The organism is Actinocorallia sp. A-T 12471 (assembly GCF_033875155.1).
GTDB lineage: Bacteria > Actinomycetota > Actinomycetes > Streptosporangiales > Streptosporangiaceae > Actinocorallia.
In genome coordinates, this window is the sequence record NZ_JAWZTE010000007.1 from 21,552 (window position 1) to 40,481 (window position 18,930).

19 protein-coding genes are annotated in these 18,930 nt (G+C 72.4%); 8 read left to right on the forward strand and 11 right to left on the reverse strand.

Annotated elements, in window-relative coordinates; genetic code table 11:
• Positions 1-33 precede the first annotated feature (33 nt).
• The 7 genes from R9X44_RS20380 to R9X44_RS20410 form a co-directional block, all read right to left on the reverse strand.
• Positions 34-876: an NAD(P)-dependent oxidoreductase gene (locus R9X44_RS20380; protein ID WP_319815807.1), complete on the reverse strand. Its 843-nt coding sequence runs from the start codon at positions 874-876 to the stop codon at positions 34-36.
• Positions 873-1,703 (reverse strand): NAD(P)-dependent oxidoreductase, encoded by an 831-nt coding sequence (locus tag R9X44_RS20385; RefSeq protein ID WP_319815808.1) that lies wholly within the window; start codon positions 1,701-1,703, stop codon positions 873-875. Before R9X44_RS20385 ends, R9X44_RS20380 begins: the two co-directional genes overlap by 4 nt.
• A complete protein-coding gene (locus R9X44_RS20390) occupies positions 1,700-2,929 on the reverse strand; it encodes a CaiB/BaiF CoA-transferase family protein (RefSeq protein ID WP_319815809.1) in 1,230 nt (409 codons plus the stop codon). The genes R9X44_RS20385 and R9X44_RS20390 overlap by 4 nt, the downstream gene beginning before the upstream one ends.
• 283 nt (positions 2,930-3,212) lie before the next feature.
• Positions 3,213-3,983, reverse strand: coding sequence for an SDR family NAD(P)-dependent oxidoreductase (locus tag R9X44_RS20395; protein WP_319815810.1), 771 nt, complete (start codon positions 3,981-3,983; stop codon positions 3,213-3,215).
• A gap of 72 nt (positions 3,984-4,055) precedes the next feature.
• The gene (locus tag R9X44_RS20400; protein ID WP_319815811.1) at positions 4,056-5,555 is read right to left on the reverse strand and encodes a class I adenylate-forming enzyme family protein; all 1,500 of its coding nucleotides are present in this window, start codon (positions 5,553-5,555) and stop codon (positions 4,056-4,058) included.
• 37 nt (positions 5,556-5,592) lie between these two features.
• Positions 5,593-6,834, reverse strand: a complete 1,242-nt coding sequence (locus R9X44_RS20405) for an acyl-CoA dehydrogenase family protein (RefSeq protein ID WP_319815812.1) — start codon at positions 6,832-6,834, stop codon at positions 5,593-5,595.
• Between the two features lie 7 nt (positions 6,835-6,841).
• The gene (locus R9X44_RS20410; RefSeq protein WP_319815813.1) at positions 6,842-7,981 is read right to left on the reverse strand and encodes an acyl-CoA dehydrogenase family protein; all 1,140 of its coding nucleotides are present in this window, start codon (positions 7,979-7,981) and stop codon (positions 6,842-6,844) included.
• A 373-nt stretch (positions 7,982-8,354) separates the two neighbouring features.
• On the opposite strand from R9X44_RS20410, the gene R9X44_RS20415 reads away from it, so the two are divergent.
• Both R9X44_RS20415 and R9X44_RS20420 read left to right on the forward strand, forming a co-directional pair.
• Positions 8,355-8,753 carry a metalloregulator ArsR/SmtB family transcription factor gene (locus R9X44_RS20415; protein ID WP_319815814.1) on the forward strand — a complete coding sequence of 133 codons (399 nt, stop codon included), beginning with the start codon at positions 8,355-8,357 and terminating at the stop codon, positions 8,751-8,753.
• Positions 8,754-8,815: 62 nt separating this feature from the next.
• Positions 8,816-9,613, forward strand: a complete 798-nt coding sequence (locus R9X44_RS20420; RefSeq protein WP_319815815.1) for an enoyl-CoA hydratase/isomerase family protein — start codon at positions 8,816-8,818, stop codon at positions 9,611-9,613.
• 10 nt (positions 9,614-9,623) lie between these two features.
• Here R9X44_RS20420 and R9X44_RS20425 read toward each other — a convergent pair whose 3' ends face one another.
• Positions 9,624-10,472 carry an FAD-binding protein gene (locus tag R9X44_RS20425; RefSeq protein WP_319815816.1) on the reverse strand — a complete coding sequence of 283 codons (849 nt, stop codon included), beginning with the start codon at positions 10,470-10,472 and terminating at the stop codon, positions 9,624-9,626.
• A 163-nt stretch (positions 10,473-10,635) separates the two neighbouring features.
• Positions 10,636-11,655, reverse strand: coding sequence for a LacI family DNA-binding transcriptional regulator (locus R9X44_RS20430; protein WP_319815817.1), 1,020 nt, complete (start codon positions 11,653-11,655; stop codon positions 10,636-10,638).
• 211 nt (positions 11,656-11,866) lie between these two features.
• Here R9X44_RS20430 and R9X44_RS20435 point away from each other — a divergent pair, with 211 nt between their 5' ends.
• The 5 genes from R9X44_RS20435 to R9X44_RS20455 all read left to right on the forward strand — a co-directional run bounded on the left by R9X44_RS20435 (position 11,867) and on the right by R9X44_RS20455 (position 16,693).
• Positions 11,867-13,030, forward strand: a complete 1,164-nt coding sequence (locus tag R9X44_RS20435; protein WP_319815818.1) for a thiolase family protein — start codon at positions 11,867-11,869, stop codon at positions 13,028-13,030.
• 86 nt (positions 13,031-13,116) lie between these two features.
• Positions 13,117-13,971 (forward strand): 3-hydroxyacyl-CoA dehydrogenase family protein, encoded by an 855-nt coding sequence (locus R9X44_RS20440; RefSeq protein WP_319815819.1) that lies wholly within the window; start codon positions 13,117-13,119, stop codon positions 13,969-13,971.
• On the forward strand, positions 13,961-15,373 hold the full coding sequence (locus R9X44_RS20445; protein ID WP_319815820.1) for a carboxyl transferase domain-containing protein: 1,413 nt from the start codon (positions 13,961-13,963) through the stop codon (positions 15,371-15,373). The genes R9X44_RS20440 and R9X44_RS20445 overlap by 11 nt, the downstream gene beginning before the upstream one ends.
• 47 nt (positions 15,374-15,420) lie before the next feature.
• The gene (locus R9X44_RS20450; RefSeq protein ID WP_319815821.1) at positions 15,421-15,750 is read left to right on the forward strand and encodes a hypothetical protein; all 330 of its coding nucleotides are present in this window, start codon (positions 15,421-15,423) and stop codon (positions 15,748-15,750) included.
• Between the two features lie 10 nt (positions 15,751-15,760).
• Positions 15,761-16,693, forward strand: a complete 933-nt coding sequence (locus R9X44_RS20455; RefSeq protein WP_319815822.1) for a VOC family protein — start codon at positions 15,761-15,763, stop codon at positions 16,691-16,693.
• Positions 16,694-16,838: 145 nt separating this feature from the next.
• Here R9X44_RS20455 and R9X44_RS20460 read toward each other — a convergent pair whose 3' ends face one another.
• The gene (locus R9X44_RS20460) at positions 16,839-17,276 is read right to left on the reverse strand and encodes a MaoC/PaaZ C-terminal domain-containing protein (RefSeq protein WP_319815823.1); all 438 of its coding nucleotides are present in this window, start codon (positions 17,274-17,276) and stop codon (positions 16,839-16,841) included.
• Positions 17,277-17,292: 16 nt separating this feature from the next.
• Positions 17,293-17,820, reverse strand: a complete 528-nt coding sequence (locus R9X44_RS20465; RefSeq protein WP_319815824.1) for a MaoC family dehydratase N-terminal domain-containing protein — start codon at positions 17,818-17,820, stop codon at positions 17,293-17,295.
• 139 nt (positions 17,821-17,959) lie between these two features.
• On the opposite strand from R9X44_RS20465, the gene R9X44_RS20470 reads away from it, so the two are divergent.
• The gene (locus R9X44_RS20470) at positions 17,960-18,736 is read left to right on the forward strand and encodes an SDR family NAD(P)-dependent oxidoreductase (protein WP_319815825.1); all 777 of its coding nucleotides are present in this window, start codon (positions 17,960-17,962) and stop codon (positions 18,734-18,736) included.
• Positions 18,737-18,930: the final 194 nt, after the last annotated feature.

Below are 18,930 nucleotides of genomic sequence, written 5' to 3' on the forward strand. Positions count from 1 at the left end.
CTCCAGGTTCTTGGGGTGGGGGGACGTGCCGGGTCAGGCGTCTTCCGCGGGCCAGAGCAGGTGTTCGAGGACCGCGTGCGCGGCGTTGAGCGCGCCGAGGTCGGCGTCGAGGTCGGCGGCGGTCTCCCGCACGACGGTGAGGTCCTTGCCGAGGAACTCCGCGACGCTCGAGGCGAATCCGGAGACCGAGCCGCGGGTGCCGATCCCGGCGAGGGCGCGGCTCGCGCCGCTGCCGTGCTCGAGCGCCTTGAGCAGCGAGCCCTCGGACACGCCGAGCTGTTCGGCGACGGCGACGGCCTGGCCGACGACGCCGATGTTCGCGGCGAAGACCGCGTTGTTGAGCAGTTTGACCCGCTGGCCGTCGCCGAGCGCGCCGAGGTGCAGGATCGGGTCGCCGTAGGCGGCGAGGAACGGCGTCACCCGCGCGAAGGCGTCGGCGTCGCCGCCGACGAACAGGGTGAGGGTGCCCGCGGCGATGTCGTGCGGGCCGCCGCTGATGGCGGCGTCCACGACGGCTACGCCGCGCTGTGCCCCGTACCTGCCGAGCAGCTCGACCGTCCGGGGGCTGCACGTGGTGTGCACGACGAGGGCTGCGCCGGGCTTGCCGGGCGCTTCAGCGAGGGTGTCGATCAGGCCGCCGTCCAGGCAGACCTGCTGGACCTGGGCGTCGGTGTGCACGCAGACGCCGACGATCTGGGCGTCGGCGAGGTCCTTGACCTCGGCGGTGGTCCTGGCCCCGGCCTCGGCGAGTTCCGCGCGGGCCGCCTCGGACGCCTCAAGGACGGTCACCTCGTGGCCGGCGGCGAGCAGGCGGCGGACCATCTGGCCGCCCATCCGGCCCGCGCCGACGAAGCCGAGCTTCAGCGGGGCGCTCATCGGGCACATCCCATCGACGCGAGGGCGGCGTCGGCGGCGTCGAAGACCGGGCCGCCCTTGACGCCGCTCGCGGCGGCGAGATCGGCGACGATGCGGGCGTCCTTCTGGAGCAGCGGGCCGGCCTTGTCGCCCATCGGGGCGAGGACGAATCCGGTGCGCGGCAGCATGCCCGTCGCGAAGCTCGATCCCGAGCCGCGCGCGAGGACCACCGCGAGCTGCGCGGGGTCGACGCCGAGGTCGCGGGCCAGCGCGAACGCGCTCTCGGCGACGCCGAGGTTGGCCGCGAGCAGCAGGTTGTTGATGAGCTTGGCCCGCTGCCCGGCCCCGACGGGGCCGAGGTGCACGATCGGGTCGCCGTAGGTGGCGAAGACCGGCCTGCACCGCTCGACGGTCTCGGCGTCACCGGCCGCCATCACCAGCAGGCTGCCCTGCTGCGCGGCGGGGCCGCCGCCGCTGACCGGCGCGTCGACGAAGCCGACGCCGTGCTCGGCGGCGCGCTCGGCGAGCCTGGCGCAGGTCTCGGGGTGGACCGTGCTGTGCACCGCGATCACACCGCCGGGCCGCATGCCCTTCAGCAGGCCGTTCTCGCCGGAGACGATCTCCTCGACCCCCGCGTCGTCGAGGACGCACACGCAGGCGAGGTCGACGGCCGCGCCGAGCTCGGCGGGCGAGGCGGCGGTGGTGGCTCCGGTGCCCGCGAAGGGTTCGAGGGTCTCGGGGCGGCGCGCCCACAGCGTGGTGGGGATGCCCGCCTCGATGATCCGCTGGGCCATCGGCGCGCCCTGGCTGCCGAGGCCGATGAAGCCGACTGTCTTGATCTCGCTCACGTGACGGCCCCGGCGATCTTCAGCTGGATCAGCTGCTCGTCCGACAGGCCGAGCTCGCGCAGGATCTCGTCGGTGTGCTCGGCGAACAGCGGAGCGCGCCGGAGCTCGGCGGGCCTGCGGTCGAACTGGACGGGGTTGGCGACGAGCTTGCGGGTGACGCCCTGGGCGTCCACGACGTCGGCGATCTGGCCGATCGCGTTCAGCGCGGGGTCGTGGCCGACCTCGAAGTTGTTCTGCACGACCGCCCACTGGCCCTCGACGTGCTCGAGCGCCTTGACCCACTCGTCCTTCGTGCGCTGGGCGAAGATCTCGTTGAGGATCGCCACGGCCTCGGCGGAGTTGGCCATCAGCTTCTCGGCCGAGTCGAAGCGCGCGTCGGTCGCCAGCTCGGGGCGGTCGATCTTGTGGCAGAAGTCCGCCCAGTAGCGGCCGGGCTGGAGCATGATCAGGTTGATCCAGCGGCCGTCGGAGGTCAGGTAGGTGTTGGTCAGCGGGTTCGACACCGGGGTGGAGCGCGGGTCGTGCTTGGGCAGCGGCCCGCCCGCCAGCAGCGCCATGTTCACGTTCAGCTGGTTGGCCCACGCGCCGACGCCGAGCAGGGAGATGTCGACGGTGGGCGCGCCCTGGCCCTGGGCGCGGGCGAACAGCGCCGCGGCGATGCCGCCCGCGATCGTCATGCCGCCGATGTTGTCGCCGAACGCGCCGCCCGGCTGGTTGATCACCCTGTCGTAGCCGGGGGGCGTCGAGCTGTCGGCGTTGCCGGCCCGCGACCAGAAGGCCGTGCCGTCGTAGCCGCCGTTGTCGGACTCGGGGCCGCTGTGCGCGAAGCTCGTGCCTGACGCGTAGACGATGTCCGGGTTGATCGCGCGGATGTCCTCGATGTCGATGCCGAGCTTGCGGCGCGCGCCCGGCAGGAAGTTGGTGAGGAAGACGTCGGCGCCCTTGACCAGCTCGGCGAGGACTGCCTTGGACTCCGGCTTCTCCAGCGACAGGCCGAGGCTGCGCTTGCCGCGGTTCGGGCCGTCCATGATCGGCGCGAAGGTCGAGGCGTCGTCCACGACGCTCTGGCCGAAGACCTTGATCAGGCCGCGCTGGGCGTCGCCCTTCTCCGCGTGCTCGATCTTGATGACGTCGGCGCCCCAGTCCGCCAGGACCGCGCCCGCCGACGGCACGAAGGTGAACTGGGCGACCTCGATGACGCGGACGCCTTGCATCGGTTGGAACACAGGAAGAGACCTCTGCTTCCTCGCGCCCGGGGGGCCGGGCGGTGACTTGCGGGAACGGGGCGGCCGGTGTCGCGGCCTGTGCGGGCTTCCCCGGACCACCCCTTAGTTCGATAGAATCATATACATCGAACTATTTAGTGAGCAAGACCTCATTCCGATGGGTTTGCAGAATACTTCGAAGAACGTCGAACTGTAAACCTGAACGCCCGCTGAGGCATCCGCGCGGATGCCTCAGCGGGCGTCGTGAAACGTCAGACGGCCTTCCGAGGGCCTGAGGCCGTCCCTAGACGTTGAAGCGGACCGCGCCGTCGACGCGGATCACCTCGCCGTTCAGGTAGTCGTTGTCGACGATGTGCAGCGCCAGGCGGGCGTACTCGTCGACGTGGCCCATGCGCTTGGGGTTGGGCACGCCGGGGCCCCACTTGGCCTGCGCGTCCTCCTCGGCCATCCGGAACGCCGGGGTGAAGAACGTGCCCGGCGCGATGGTCATGACCCGCACGCCCGTCGGGGCGAGGTCGCGGGCCGCCGCCAGGGTCAGGCTGATGACGCCGCCCTTGGCCGCCGCGTAGTCGGTCTGGCCGACCTGCGCCTCGAAGCCCGCGATCGACGCCGTCATGATCACCACGCCGCGCTGGCCGGACTCCAGCGGCTCGTTCTTGGTCATCGCCGCCGCGCCCTGGCTGAGCACGTTGTAGGTGCCGCCGAGGAAGACATCGGTGGTCTGCTTGAACGTCTCCAGCGGGTAGAACTCGCCGTTCCGGTTCACCAGGCGGCGGCCCGCGGCCGGGCCGCCGTGCACGATCACCACGACCCGCAGCGTGCCGAGCTCCTGCGCGGCGGCGACCGCGGCGGCCACCGACTCGGTGCTCGTGACGTCGGTCGCCAGGTAGCGCACCTTGTCCCCGCCGAGATCGGCCTCCAGCGCCTTGCCCTTGTCCTCGGCAAGGTCGGCGACGACCACCGCGGCCCCGGCTTCGGCGAGCCGCCGCACCGTCGCCTCGCCGAAGCCGCCGGCGCCGCCCACGACAAGCGCGGACGCTCCTTCAAGATTCATCGCAACGAACTCCTCGTCCCGGGCACACGCCCGCTGGGGTGAAAGGCGTCCCGGACGGACGCCGGGGGACCGCTAGGCGGTGACCGCGTCGTCCTCGCGCACCAGCGCCACGAGGTCGCGGCGCAGCACCTTGCCCGTCGGGTTCGTCGGGAACTCCGCGACGAACTCCACGTACTTCGGCGTCTTGGAGCCGCGCAGCCGCTCACGCACCCACGCGCGCAGCTCGTCGGCGTCCACCGACCTGCCCTGCCTGACGATGACGAACGCGCCGATCTGCTGGCCCCACTCCACGTCGGGCACGCCCGCGACGACGGCCTCCTGGACGGCCGGGTGGCCGCTCAGGACGTCCTCGATCTCGGCCGGCGCGATGTTCTCGCCGCCCCGGATGATCGTGTCGTCGGCACGGCCGCGGACGAACAGGTAGCCGTCGGCGTCGAGGTAGCCGCGGTCCCTCGTGGGGAACCAGCCGTCCGCGCGGACCTTGCTGCCCGCCTCCAGGTACTCCCCCGCCACCTGCGGGCCGCGCACGACGATGTCGCCGAGCACGCCGGGCGCGCAGGGCGCGCCGTCCTCGTCCTGCACCTCGATCTCCACCGACGGCAGCGCCCGCCCGACCGAGCCGAGCCGCGCCCTGACCTCGGGATCGTCGGCGGCGACCGCGACGCGGTGGTCGTCGGGGCCGAGGACCGCGATGGACGACGCGGTCTCGGTGAGGCCGTAGGCGTTGACGAACCCCGTCTCCGGGAAGCGCGCCAGCGCCTCCTCGATGACCTCGGGCGCGACCTTCGCGCCGCCGTACGACAGCGACCGCAGGCACGCGGGCCCCCTGGCGTCTCTGGCGCGCAGTTCCGCGACGACCCTGGCGAGCATCGTCGGGACGACCATCGCGTGGGTGACGCGCTGGCCCTCGACGGTGTCGAGCCACCCGGCGGGGGTGAACTGGTCGAGGTAGACGATGCGCCGCCCGCTGTAGAGGTTCGACAGCGCGTTGGCGACCGCCGCGATGTGGTACGGCGGCACGCTCACCAGCGTGGCGTCGGTGTCGGGCACCGACGCGAACTCCACCGAGCCGAACAGGTAGGCGGTGAGGTTCTCGTGCCGCAGCACCGCGCTCTTGGGCGCGGCGGTGGTGCCGCTGGTCATCAGCAGCACCGCGACCGACGCCGGGTCGGTCGTCAGCGCCGCGTTCCCCGCCTCGTCGGCCTCGGGAAGCGCGAGGAAGTCCGCGATCCCCAGGGTCGACGCGCCCGGCACCCGCTCGGGGGTGTCGGTCACGACGAGCGGCGAGTCCTGCCGTCCCATGATGTCGGCGAGCTGCTCGTCGCCCAGCCGGTAGTTCACCGGCAGGAACGGCACGCCAGCGAGGGTCGCGGCGAACAGCGCGACGGGGAAGGCGGGGCCGTTCGGGCCCAGGTACACGAGCCTGCGGGCGCCGTCGGCGGTGATCCGCGCGGCTCCGGCCCGTGCCTTCGCGCGCAGGCCCGCGCCGGTGAGCCCGGTGTCGGGGTCGCCGACGAGGACGCGGTCGGCCATCCCGTCGGCGACCATGTCCAGGATCATCGCGAGGTTCATCTCGGCAGCTCCAGTCTTGGTGGTCGGCTCTGCGCGGTCAGCGGCCGCGCTTGACCTGGTTGAAGGGGACGTCGCGGTCGAGAGCGGCCTCGCGCGGCATGCCGAGGACGCGCTCGCTGATGACGTTGCGCGCCATCTCGGTGCTGCCGCCGCCGAGGCTGCCGCCCTGGCGCATGAGGTAGCCGATGGAGGCGCGGCCGGTCGCGCCCTGCCCGCCCTCGGAGCCGAAGCCGATCCGCGATCCGGCGATCCGCACGGACAGGTCGTCGTTCAGCTGGGCGTACTCGGCGTGCAGCAGCCGCAGGAGCGAGGCCGCGGTGGGCGGCAGCGCGCCCGAGGCGATGCCGCGGGTGACCCGCCGCGCGGTCTGCTGGGCGACCCTGCCCATGGCGATGCTGTGGCCGACCATCGCGCGCACGCGCGGGTCGGCGGCCCGGCCCGACGCCTCGGCGATGTCGGCGGGGGTCACGTGGGACATCCCGCCGCGCTGGCGCTGCCCGCTGACGAACGGGGAGCCGCCGCCCATGGAGTTGCGCTCGTGGAACAGCTGCCGTGACGCCACCGCCCAGCCGCCGTCGACCTCGCCGACCACCGCGGACGCGGGCAGGACGACGTTGTCGAAGAACTCGTCGCAGAACTCCAGGGAGCCGTTGACCATGCGGACCCGGTTCATGGTGACGCCGGGGGCCTTGGTCGGCATCAGGAACATGGTGAGGCCCCGGTGCTTCGGCACGTCCCAGTTGGTGCGGGCCAGACACAGCGCCCAGTCGGCGGCATAGGCCGACGTGCTCCACGTCTTGGAGCCGTTGATCACGAAGTTGTCGCCGTCACGGTCGGCGCGGGTGATCAGGCCCGCGAGGTCGGAGCCGCCGCTGGGCTCGGACAGGAACTGGCACAGGATCTCCTCGCCGCGCACGGCCGCGCCGATCCTGTCGCGCTTCTGCTCCTCGGTACCGCAGTCGAGGATCGTCGCGGCGCAGATCGCGAACGAGGGGAGGTTGAGCGCCAGGGGCATCTCGTACCCGGCGCTCTCCTCGTTGAAGGCGCGCTGGTGCGCGGGGGTCAGGCCGAGGCCGTCGTACTCCTTGGGGAAGCAGATGCCCGCGAACCCGCCGGCGTACAGCAGCTTCTGCAGCTCGCGCGCCCGCAGCCAGTCGCCGGTGTCGTCCTCGGCGACCTCGGCGTTCTCGGCCTCCTCGTCGAAGCGCGGCATGTTGTCGGCGAGCCAGGCCCGCGCCCGGAGGCGGAAGGACTCGACGCTCTCCATGGTCTCGGTCATGTGCGGATCAGCCCTTCGGGGTGGCGGCGGCGAGGTCGGCGAGGCGCAGGCGGTGGTCCTCAGGCGTCCCGTACAGGGCCTGGTCGATCGTCGCCCTGCGCAGGAAGAGGTGCAGGTCGTGTTCCCAGGTCACGCCGATGCCGCCGTGGATCTGGACGCAGTCCTGCACGATGAGCAGCGACTTGTCCCCCACGAACGACTTGGCGACGCTGGCCAGCTCGGCGGCCTCCGGCGACCTGTCCTGGATCGCCTCGGCGGCGGCCTGGGTGGTGGCGTGGCAGGCTTCGAGCCAGGTGCGCATGTCGGCGAAGCGGTGCTTGAGCTCCTGGTAGGAGGCGAGCGGGCGGCCGAAGGAGTAGCGGTCGAACGCCCACTCGACGGCCATCGCGAAGACCCGGTCGAGCACCGCGCAGACCTCGGCGCACTGGATCAGGACGGCGATCTGGAGCTGCCGCTCGATCACCTCGTCCGCGCCGGGCGCGCCCACGAGGGCGTCCGCGCCGACCCGCACGCCGGAGAAGGAGACCTCGCCGAAGGAGCGCGACAGGTCGACGTTCCACTGCGGCGTGACGGTCACCCCCTCGGTCGCGGTGGGGACGAGGAACTGCGCGACGCCGTCGGGGGTCTGGGCGGTCACCAGCAGCAGGTCGGCCTGCTCGGCCTCCTGGACGCGGTCCTTGACGCCGTCGAGCACATAGCCGTCGCCGTCGGGGGTCGCGGTGAGGGCCGGCGCGAGCGGCGACCACTCGCCGTCCGGCTCGTACACCGCCCAGCTCGCGACGCTCTCGCCCGCGACGAGCGCCTCGATCTCGGCGGTGTGGTCGGGCCCCGCGCCGTGCGTCTCGACAAGAGCGGTGAGGACGACGTTGACGGGCAGCAGCGGACCCGGCGCGACGCCTGAGCCGAGTTCCTCGGCCAGCACGCCGAGGTCGCGCACGCCCTCGCCGGAGACGCTGCCGCCGCCCAGCTCCTCGGGCACGATCGAGGCGGCCCAGCCGAGCTCCGCGCCCTGCTGCCACCAGTCACGGCTCCAGCGCGGCTCGCCGTCCTTCATCCCTCGGATGCGGTCGAGCGGGTACTCCTTTTCGAGGAGCCTTCTGGCCGAGGTCTGAAAGAGCTTCTGGTCCGACGAGAGCTCAAGCTCCATCGGGACTCCTCTCACTTGCGCTAAGGGCGTCCGGGAACGGGTGCGGACATGCGTCGGTCCGGAGACCCCAGGGGGAACGCCCTCACTGAACACCGATGTGCCAACACTTGTCAATGTATCGAAGTATCTGAGAGTCTATGGATCATGAACCCGCGCCGGGACCGAAACGCCCGCCCCACACGGGACCCCGCACCCCTCGGACCGGCGCGTGGCCGCGACTCTGTACGTAACCGACAACTTTCCAACCGGAAGATCACCTCTGTGGGAGGGGTCACTCCCCGAACCGAGGTCGTATGCTTTGCGTTGGGATAAGTTCATGGATGCCGATGAATGAAAACGTCGGCCGACGACCTGGTCGAGAGGAGGGGCAGTCATGCCGCGCGAAACCGTCGCCACGACCGAAGTGTTGAAGGCGCTCAGCGACCCGATCCGATGGAACATCGTCCAGCAGATCGCGCAGGAGGAGGAGTTCGCCTGCAGTGTCCTGGAGGACACGCTGCCCGTCTCCAAGACCACGATCTCCTACCACACCAAGATCCTCACCCAGGCGGGGCTGATCGAGGTGCACAAGCGGGGCCGCAACTACTTCTACACCCTGCGCGCCGACGTGCTGCGCGAGGTGATCGACGAGCTGTGGAAGCTCGCGCCGGGACCCCGTCTCGTGGACATCCCCGTGGACCGTCCCGCCGAGCAGCCCGCGCGCGCCGACCAGCCGCGCCTGGCCGCCGCCTCGGGCGACACCGACGCTTCCGCCGGCCTGCTCACCTGGTAGATCCGGCCGTGGCACGGCGGCTCCGGTAGCGTGTGCGGCCTGACGACAGAAGGGATCAGTTCATGGCGTCCGCCTCCAGTGACGCGGTGGTGCTCAGCGAGCCGGGCCCGGGAGTCCGCCTGCTGACCCTGAACCGGCCGGGCGTGCGCAACGCGATGACCGAGGAGATGACCCGGGCCTGGGACCTGGCGATCGACGAGGTCGCCGCCGACCGCGAGACCCGCGTGCTCGTGGTCACCGGTGAGGGCAGCTCCTTCTGCTCCGGGGCCGACCTGTCGTGGCTCGACCAGGGCTCGGCCGAGGACGTCACCATCGACCGGCTGCGCGAGCGCATGCTCCCGTTCTACCGGAGCTGGCTGCGGCCGCGCACGCTTCCCTTCCCCGTCATCGCCGCGGTCAACGGCCCGGCCGTCGGCGCGGGCGTCTGCCTGACGCTCGCCTGCGACCTGCGCTTCGCCGCGCGCACCGCGCGCTTCAGCACCCCGTTCATCTACCGGGGGACGCACGGCGGCATGGCCTCCACCTGGCTGCTGCCCGAGGCCATCGGGGTCACCCGGGCGCGGGAGATGCTCTACACCGGCCGCGAGGTCGAGCCCGACCAGGCGCTGGACTGGGGCCTGGTGTCCGGGGTCTCCGACGACGCGCTCAAGCAGTCCCTCGAGGTCGCCGCCCGCATGGCCGAGGCCGCGCCGATCGCGCTGCGCCTGACCAAGACGGGGCTCGAGCAGTCGGCGGCGGGCCTTGAGGCGTCCCTGCAGTGGGAGGCGCTCGCCCAGCCCGTCACGATGACCACGTCGGACCTGCACGAGGGCATCGCGGCGTTCCGGCAGGGCAGGGCGCCGCAGTTCCGCGGGCGCTGACCCGCGCCGGTCAGCCGACCGCACGAATCCTTGTCCCGTAGCGTCCGTCTCCGGCGTTCACCGCGCTGCTCCCGGCGCGCCTGCCCGCGGTCATCACCGCGTGCGCGCCCGGGTCGTCGGCCCCCGCGTGGCACGTGCGCACCGCCGCGTACAGGCCGGGCACCGGGACGCTTCCGCCCACCAGCACCGCGCCGGTCTCCTCGTCCACGCCGAGTTCGGTGTGCGCGACGGTGTGCGCGTCGGCCTCGGGCGCGGGCTCGCGCTCGGCGCACCACGCGCGCACCGCGAGTTCCGGGGTCGGGTCGCCCGACGGGAGCTCAGGCCAGCGCGAGCGCTTGGGCCGCGCCTCGACCGCCGCCAGGCCCGCCCGCGCCGCCGACCAGGTGGCGGGGCCGACGAAGTCCCAGTGGCCCGCGTCCATCGCGAGGACCACCGACGAGCAGTCCACCTCGCCGACCAGGAAGCCGTCGCGCCACAGCGTCTCCGCGGCGTTCTCCAGGCGCGGGCGCAGCCGCCGGGGCGCGAGGTTCGCGGCGGCGCGCAGCCACCTGTGCCGCGCGCCCACGGCGCGCGACACCGGCGTCGCGTAGCCGAGGCCGCAGACCTCTCCGCCCGCCACAAGGAGCTCGTGCGCCCTGGTGCGCGGGCGCACCTCCGCGCCCGCCTCGCGCGCCGCCGCGCGCAGTCCGGCCCGCAGCAGTTCGCGCGGCCGCCGCGATCCCGTCAGGCGGTACTCGCTCAGCGGGGTCTGGTCGAGGACCAGCACGCGCGAGCCGGCGTGCGCCGCCGCAAGGGCCGCGGCGGCTCCCGCCACCCCGAAACCCACGACCACAACGTCGACATGTCCGTCCAGCGCCATCGGCCAGCCTCCTCGCCAGCACGACTCCGCGGGTGGGTGACCCGCGGAAGTGCTCCTCCGTCGCCGGTGCTCACCCTACGAACGCTGGTGACACGTGTCAACGGTCACACCTGAGGCGGCGCGTCCTGGTTTCCCGCGCGGGTGGCCCGGGCTCGCGCCCAGGTCAGGTGCTCTCGCCCTGGACCACCCGGAACGCCTGGTCGGGGCTGGGCCTCGGCAGCGGGGTCCCGCCGAACTCCACGGCGAGGCTGTGCACGATGTGCGACAGCGACACCGACATGTTGGCGGCGACCGTGGTCAGGCTCGGCGAGATGATCTGGCCGACGGGGGCGTGCTCGACGCCGATGAACGCCACGTCGCCCGGCACGTCGAGCCCGAGCGCGGCGGCCGACTCCGCGAGCGCGATCGCCACGAGGTCGTTGTAGCAGGCGACGCCGAAGCGGCCGCCGGTGCGCGGGAGCAGCTCCTTGAGCACCTCGCGGGCGCCCTCGCGCTCCAGCGGCACCCGCACGTACGGCGGCTCGGGCAGGGACTCCCGCGCGCAGTACTCGGTGACGGCCCGGGCGCGCTGCTGGCCGTAGGGGTCGTCGCGGGCGTCGGACAGGAAGGCGTAGCAGATCCGCTCGTAGCCCCTGGAGTGCAGGTGCTCCGCCTGGAGCCGGCCGATCGCCGGGTTGTAGTCGGGCTGCTCGTCCTCGGCCAGGAGCGGACATCCGACCTCGGCGAGGAAGTCCACCTCCTGCGGGGACAGGCCGCCGAGGTCGGCCACCCCGGCGGGCCTGAGCGTCTCGATCAGGTGCTGGAAGCGCCGTGACTTGGCGCTCTCGGCGCGCGAGACGCTGAAGTGGATCACGGGGCTGAGCCCGACCTCCTCGATCTGCGCCGAGATGACCTCGATGACGTCCTGGAGGTTGGTGAACGTCGTGTACGGCACGACGAGGACGACGAAGTCGCTGCGGCCCATGACCAGGGCGCGGCCCGCCGCGGAGCGGACGTAGCCGAGCTCGGCGGCCGCGCTGCGCACGCGCTCGACGGTGTCGGCGCTGAAGCGCGCCACCTGGTCGTTGAGCACATGGCTGACCGTGGCCCTGGAGACTCCGGCGAGACGCGCCACGTCCGCGCTGGTCGCGGGCCGCAGCCGCGCTGAGGCGACGGGCTCGTCGCCCACCGGCTGCCTGGACACATCGTCTCCCGGGGTCGTCAACGGGCGCGAGCCCGCAACTCCCACCGTATGACAGAGCGATCGGTTCGCGCAGCACGACCCCGCCTCGGTTCAAGACGTGTCGATGGATACATTTACGACTTTAGAAATATCGGTTATGGTTCGAGTCGTCGCCGGGCGGCGCCGCGCCCGGCGACAACGTCGACCCAAGGAAGCACAGTGAGGTGGCCCCGTGCCCGAAGCCGTGATCGTCAGTGCGGTCCGCACCCCCATCGGAACCGCGAGGAAGGGCACGCTCGCCGCGACCCCCGCCGAAGACCTCGCCGTCCACGTCCTGCGTGAGGCGGTCCGCCGCTCCGGCCTCGCCGCCGAGCGGTTCGACGACGTCATCTTCGGCGAGACGCTCTACGGCGGCGGCGACCTCGCCCGTCACGCGGCGGTGGCCGCGGGCATGGTCCACGTTCCCGGCGTCGCCGTCAACCGGCACTGCGCGAGCAGCCTGACCGCCCTCGGCATGGCCGCCGCCGGCATCCGGGCGGGTGCCGAGCGCGCCGTCGTCGCGGGCGGCGCGAACTCCTCGTCCACCGGCCCCGCGCTCACCTGGCCCGCGCCGCACTCCCCCGAGCGCCGCACTCCCCCGACCTTCCCCTACACCGACGACGCCAACGACTTCACCGACCTGACCGTCGGCTGGAACGTCGCCCAGAAGTACGGAATCAGCCGCGAGCGGATGGACGCCTGGGCGCTGCGCTCGCACCAGCGCGCCGTCACCGCCACGGCCGTCGGCCTGTTCGCCGACGAGATCGCCCCCATCAAGGTCACCCTCCCCGACGGCTCGGTCGTGGAGTTCGCCGCCGACGAGCACCCGCGCGCGACGACCACCGCCGAGAAGATGGCCGCGCTGAAGCCGCTCCGCCCGGAGATCGAGGGCTACTCCATCACCGCGGGCAACGCCTGCGGCACCAACGACGCGGCCGCGGCCCTGGCCGTCGTCGCCGACGACCTCGCCGCCGCCGAGGGCCTGACGCCGCTCGCCACGGTCCGCGCCTGGACCTCGGTCGGCGTCGACCCCAAGTACACCGGCGTGGGCGCGATCGACGCCGCGACGAAGATCCTCGACAAGACCGGGCTCAGCGTCGCCGACATCGACCTGTGGGAGATCAACGAGGCGTTCGCGTCGGTGCCCGTCGCCGCCTGCCAGGAACTCGGCATCAGCGAGGACGTCGTCAACATCTACGGCAGCGGGTGCAGCCTCGGCCACCCGATCGCGGCGACCGGCGCGCGCATGGTCACCACCCTCGTGCACGAGCTGCGCCGCAGGGGCGGCGGCGTCGGCCTCGCGTCGATGTGCGCGGGCGGCGGCCAGGGCGGCGCGGTCGTCATCGAGGTGGCCTGACCCCCGTGGACCGGGCCGTGCCGGCGACGGTGCGGCCCTTCTCCCTGCCCGTCTTCTTCCAGGCACATCTTCTCTGAGGTGGACACATGAACATCAGCAGGATCGCCGTCGTCGGCGCCGGGACGATGGGCGGCGGGATCATCCAGCTCGCCGCCCAGAACGGCCTCGAGGTCGTCGGCGTGGAGGCGTCCGAGGCGGGCGTCGCCGCGGCGCGGGAACGGATCGAGGCGGGACTCGCCGCCACCGCCGCGCGCGGCAAGATCACCGCCGAGCAGGCCGAGCGCGCCAGATCCGCCTTCACCCTCACCACCGACCTCACCGAGATCACCAAGGCCGACCTCGTGGTCGAGGCGGTCTTCGAGGACGTCGAGCTGAAGAAGCAGCTGCTCGGCGAGATCGACAGGCTCGTCGGCCCCGACACGCTGATCGCCTCCAACACCTCGACCATTCCGCTGGTCATCCTTGCCGCGGCCACGTCGCGGCCCGAGCAGGTCGTCGGCCTGCACTTCTTCAACCCGGTGCCCGCGATGCGGCTGGTCGAGGTGATCAAGACGCCGGTCACCGAGCAGCGCTGCATCGACGCGCTCACCGCGCTGGCCACGAGCCTCGGCAAGTCCCCGGTCCTGGTGAACGACGTGCCGGGCTTCGTGGGCAACCTCCTGATCGTCCCCTATCTGCTCGACGCGATCCGCGCGTTCGAGCGCGGCGTTGCCGACATGGAGTCGATCGACGCGGTGATCACGCTCGGCTTCAACCATAAGATGGGACCGTTCCGATTGAGCGACCTCATCGGGCTGGACATCGTCCACGACATGGCCGCGTCCATGTACGAGGAGTACAAGGACCCGCGCTACTTCCCGCCGCCGATGCTCAAGCAGTACGTGCGGCTCGGGTGGCTCGGCCGCAAGACCGGGCGGGGTTTCTACACCTATGACGATTGATCCGCTCGCGCAGAACGCGGTCGAGATGGTCGAGAGCTGGGACGACGACCTGCGCTCGGCCGACGTGCTCGCCTTCCCCGGCTACACCGTGCCCTCGGCGGCCGAGGAGTCGGTGCGCACCGCGCTGATCGACCTGTACGGCTCGCCCGCGGTGTGGATCGACTGCGACTTCCACAGGTCGGGCGGGACCATGGGCGCGGTCGCCGGGGTGCGCGTCGTGCGCGCCTTCGACCGTGCCCTCGAGGCGGGTCTTCCCGTCGTCCAGACCGTCTCGACGGGCGGGGCGCGGCTGCAGGAGGGCATGATCTCGCTCCTGCAGATGCCGCGCACGGTCTCGGCGGCCTCCCGGCACTCCGCGGCCGGGCTCAGGTCCGCCGCCTACCTCCGCTCCCCCACGACGGGCGGCGTCTTCGCCTCGTTCGCCTCGCTCACCGACCTGCGCGCCGCCCAGCCGGACGCGACGATCGGCTTCGGCGGGCCACGGGTCGTCGCCGAGGTCACCGGGGCGTTCCCGCCCGCGACGTCGCACACCGCCGAGTCGGCGCTGCGCAACGGGCTCGTCGACGCGATCGTGCCGCCCGCGCGGGCGTGGGAGTGGCTCGCCACGGCCGTGGGCGCGCTCGAGGCCGGGCCGCTCGTGCCGCCCGCAGGACGGCCTTCCGGCCCGGACGGCACGGCTCTCCCCTCTGATCCGTACCAGCATCTGCTCCGCGCTCGGGGCGCGCGGCGTCCGTCCGGGCTCGAGTGGGCGGCGTGGCTCACCGACTCCTGGGTGGAGATCGGCGGGCCCGACCCCGCCGTCCGGGCCGGGCTCGCGTCCGTCGGGGGGCGGCCCGCCGTCGTCGTCGCGATGGACAGGTTCGCGGGACGGACCAGGGCGGGCGCGCCTGGCCCCGGCGCGTTCCGGCTCGCGCAGCGCGCCGTGCGGCTCGCCGACCGGCTCGCCCTGCCCGTCCTCACCCTCGTGGACACGCCGGGCGCCGACCCGTGCCCCGACTCCGAGGCGGGCGGGGTGGCCGCGGAGATCGCGCGCACGCTGCTCGCGCTGTCCGAGCTCGCCCCGCCGAGCGTGTGCCTTGTGGTCGGCGAGGGCGGCAGCGGAGGGGCGATCGCCCTGGCGCACACCGACCGGCTGCTCGTCCTGGAGGGCGCGGTCTTCTCCGTGATCGGGCCCGAGGCGGGCGCCGCGGTCCTGTACCGCGACTCGGGCCGCGCCCCCGAACTGACGCGGGCGCTCTGCATGACCCCGCAGGACCTCCTGCGCTTCGGCGTCGCCGACGCGGTGCTGCCCGAGGACGTCGCGGCGGTGCGCGCGGCGGTCACCGACGCGCTCGACCACGCGCGTCCCGGCAGCAGGCACGGCAGGCCCGACGCGGCGACCGCCGCCGCGGTCACGCACTAGACCCCAAACGCACCGATCCAAGAACAAGCAGAAGAAGGAGGCCCGACGTGGGCAAAGCAGCGCTTGTCGCTTTCAGCAGCCCGGTGGCGAACCGCACCGAACAACTGTCGGAGTGGTACGACACCGTGCACATCCCCGAGGTGCGCGCCGCGATCCCGGCGATCGAGCGGGTCGTCCGCTACCGGATCGTGGAGGAGCCGGGATCGGGGCAGCCGCCGCGCTTCCTCACCGTCTACGAGATCGCCGACGGCGACGTCGAGGCCGCCAACGCCCAGCTGTCGGCGGCGCTCGGCGGCATGGCGCGCAGCGCCGACATGGACCTGGAGAACCGCCCGCCCGTGATCCAGTGGGCCGTCGCCGAGCACGCCGAGGACTGAGGGAGCACAGGTGAAGCATCAGGCCAAGCAGACCGGTGACTTCGGCATCGGCCAGATGGTGCACGTCGTGCACATGGCCGAGGACGCCCAGGAACTGCGCGAGTGGTACGAGAAGGTCTTCGGCGGGTTCGTGTACATGGGCGTGGACGAGCCCAGTTACCTGCCCTGGGAGGACCGCTACGCGACACTCCTCATGATCGGCGACCTGTGCATCGAGACGATGTCGCCGGCCGTGCCCGTCAACCCGAAGCTGCCGGTCGGCAAGTTCTTCACGAAGTTCGGCCGGCACCTGCACTCGGTCGGCTACAAGGTGGACGACCTCGTCGGCCTCGCCGAGCGGATGCTGCGGTCGGGCATCTACATCGGCAAGCCGGGCGGCGGCAGGATCGAGGAGTTCGACCCCGAGACCGCCTATGTGTTCCCGAGCCCGCGCGACACCGCCGGCCTCATGGTCGAGCTGTGCCGCACTGACATGCCGAACGACCCGCGCGGACTTGAGACATGGTCGTCGCTGGAGAAGATGTGGCGCTTCCACCCGCTGACGATCGAGCGGTTCGAGTGCGTCACGCTTGGCGTCAAGGACCTCGAGTCGGCGGTGAAGATCTACGCCGACACCATGCAGGCCGAGCCGATCCGCTCCGACACCGACGCCGACCTCGAGGCCAAGTCGGAGATCCTGCGCCTCGGCGACTGCCTCCTGCAGCTCGTCGAGCCGCTGAACGAAGACTCCGACCTCGGCCGGCATGTCGCCAAGTGGGGCAACATGATCTACAGCCTGCGCTTCAAGGTCCGTGACGTCGACTCGGCCGAGGCGTGGCTGAACCAGAACGACGTGCGCACCACGCGCCTGCGCCCCGGGCTCCTGGTGACGAACGTGGAGGACTCCTACGGAGCCCCCCTGTACTTCAGCAGCGACGACCTGGAAGTCGACCCCCGGGGCTGAGCCCCGCGACCCCGTCGTCCAGGGGGCGGGCCATCCTCCGGCGCAGGTTGGTCCGCCCCGCAGGGGGGTCATGAACGTGAAAGGGCCGCTGTGACCGATTCGGTCGCAGCGGCCCTTTTCTTTCTCTGTGCGCGCTCTGTGCGCGTTAGGCGTTGAGGGTCACGCGGGCGGTTCCCGAGACGAGCCTGTCGCCGGTCGACCTGTCGGCCCAGACGTCGACGGTCAGGGTCGCGGTCCCGTCGGCGGCGGTCTCCCGCGCGGTGACGACGCCGCCGCAGACCACCTCGTCGCCCTTGAGCGCCGGGGCGCGGAAGCGGCACTCAAGGTGCGCGAGCCTGCCGTGCTCGCCGACCCACTCGTCGACCATGCAGTGCAGCCAGCCCCAGATGAGGTTGCCCATGCCGATGGCGCCGGGATAGCCGGCGGCCTTGCCCGCCTCGTCGTCCATGTGGATGCCCACGAACTCGTCGTTGACGGCCGCGTAGCGGTTCCACGCCTCGAGCCCCGCCGGCCGGGTGAACCCCGGGACGGGAGCGCCCTCCGCGTACTGCGCGACGTCTTGGCGCACTGCGGTGTCGGTCATCGGTTCCTCCCGGAGGTCAGTAGCGGATGAGGGTCATGCGTTGGGTCTTGACCTCCGCGCCGTCCTGGTTGGTCCAGGTGGTGGCGACGTCGGTCATCAGCATCGGCCCGAGGCGGCCGGTGCGCTGGGAGTACCCGGAGACCGCCGACGCGGAGGTGATGATGTCTCCCGGACGGATGGGCACGCCGGTGTAGTCCGCCGAGACGCCCCCGTTGAGCGCGCGCTTGAGCTCGGGCGGCGTGACGCCGAGGAAGTGCTCCATCGCGCCCGAGCTGCGGTATGACGCGTCGAGGTCGATCTCCACGCCGGTCCCGGCGACCTCCGCGGAGCCCCAGGCGAACGGGTTGAAGTCGAGCGGCGCGACGAGGTCGCGCTCGGCGCGCGGGTCGGTGTAGCGCTCGGGCGGCGCGGCCGGGAAGTAGACCGCCGCGGCCCAGCGGCGGATGTCGGACGCGCCGACGGGATAGGAGACCTGCCGGCGGTAGGGCCTGCCGACGATCTCCAGCATGTCGGGCCGGATGAGGCTCGGTTCGCTTTCGCTCATGTGCCCTTGTGTCCCTTTCCTTCTCCCCTGCGCTTCCCGCTCCCTTCTCGGGGTGGCCGGAGCGCAGGGCGAGACGTGCTGTACGAGCTGATCGTACTGTATAGATTGATAGATATAGAAATTTCGTAGGAGGTTTGCCATGACCGCAGAGCAGACGCACGCCGGACGACGCGTCCTGGTGACGGGCGCGGGCCAGCGCCTCGGGCGGGTGATCGCGCGCGAGCTCGCGCTCCGGGGCGCGGAGGTGCTGGTCAACGATCTCGACGCCGGGCGGGCCGACGCCGTCGTCGGCGAGATCCAGGCGGCCGGGGGGAAGGCGTCCGCGGCGGTCTTCGACGTGACCGACTTCGGTTCGGTCACGGCGGCCGCGGCGGCACTCGGACCCGTCGACGTCCTGGTCAACAACGCGGGCAACGCCGGCCGACCCGCCGGGCCCACCCGCGACGACTTCGCCTGGTTCACCGCCACCGACCCCGCCGACTGGGACGGCTTCCTCAAGGTCAACCTGTACGGGGTGATGCACACCGCCCGCGCGTTCGTGCCCGCGATGGTCGAGCGGTCATGGGGCAGGGTCGTCACGATCATCTCCGACGCGGGCAGGCTCGGCGAGCCGACGATGGCCGCGTACTCGGCGGCCAAGGCAGGAGCCGCCGGGTTCAGCCGCGCGCTCGCCAGGGAGGTCGGCAGGCACGGCGTGACCGTCAACTGCGTCTCCCTCGGGACCGTCGGGCCCGACCGGGCCGAGGGCGAGCCCGACGCGCCCGAGCTCGCCCAGTCCGTCGGCCGGTATGTGATCCGCCGCTCGGGACGGCCGGGCGAGGTCGCCGCGATGGTGGCGTTCCTGTCCGGCCCGGACGGCGGCTGGGTGACCGGGCAGACCTACCCGATGAACGGCGGCTACTCCTTCGCCCTGTGAGCCGTGACGGGGGCCGCGTCGTCATTCGGTCCCCGTCACGTGTGTAGGGGGGGGGGCCCCGGGGGGCGCGGGGCCCCCCCCCCCCCCCCCGGGGCGCGGGGGGGGGGGGGGGGGGGGGGGGCGGGGGGCGGCGGTGGGGCGGGGGGGGGGGGGCGCGCCGCCGCGCCGGCGCCCCCCCCCCCCCCCCACGTCCC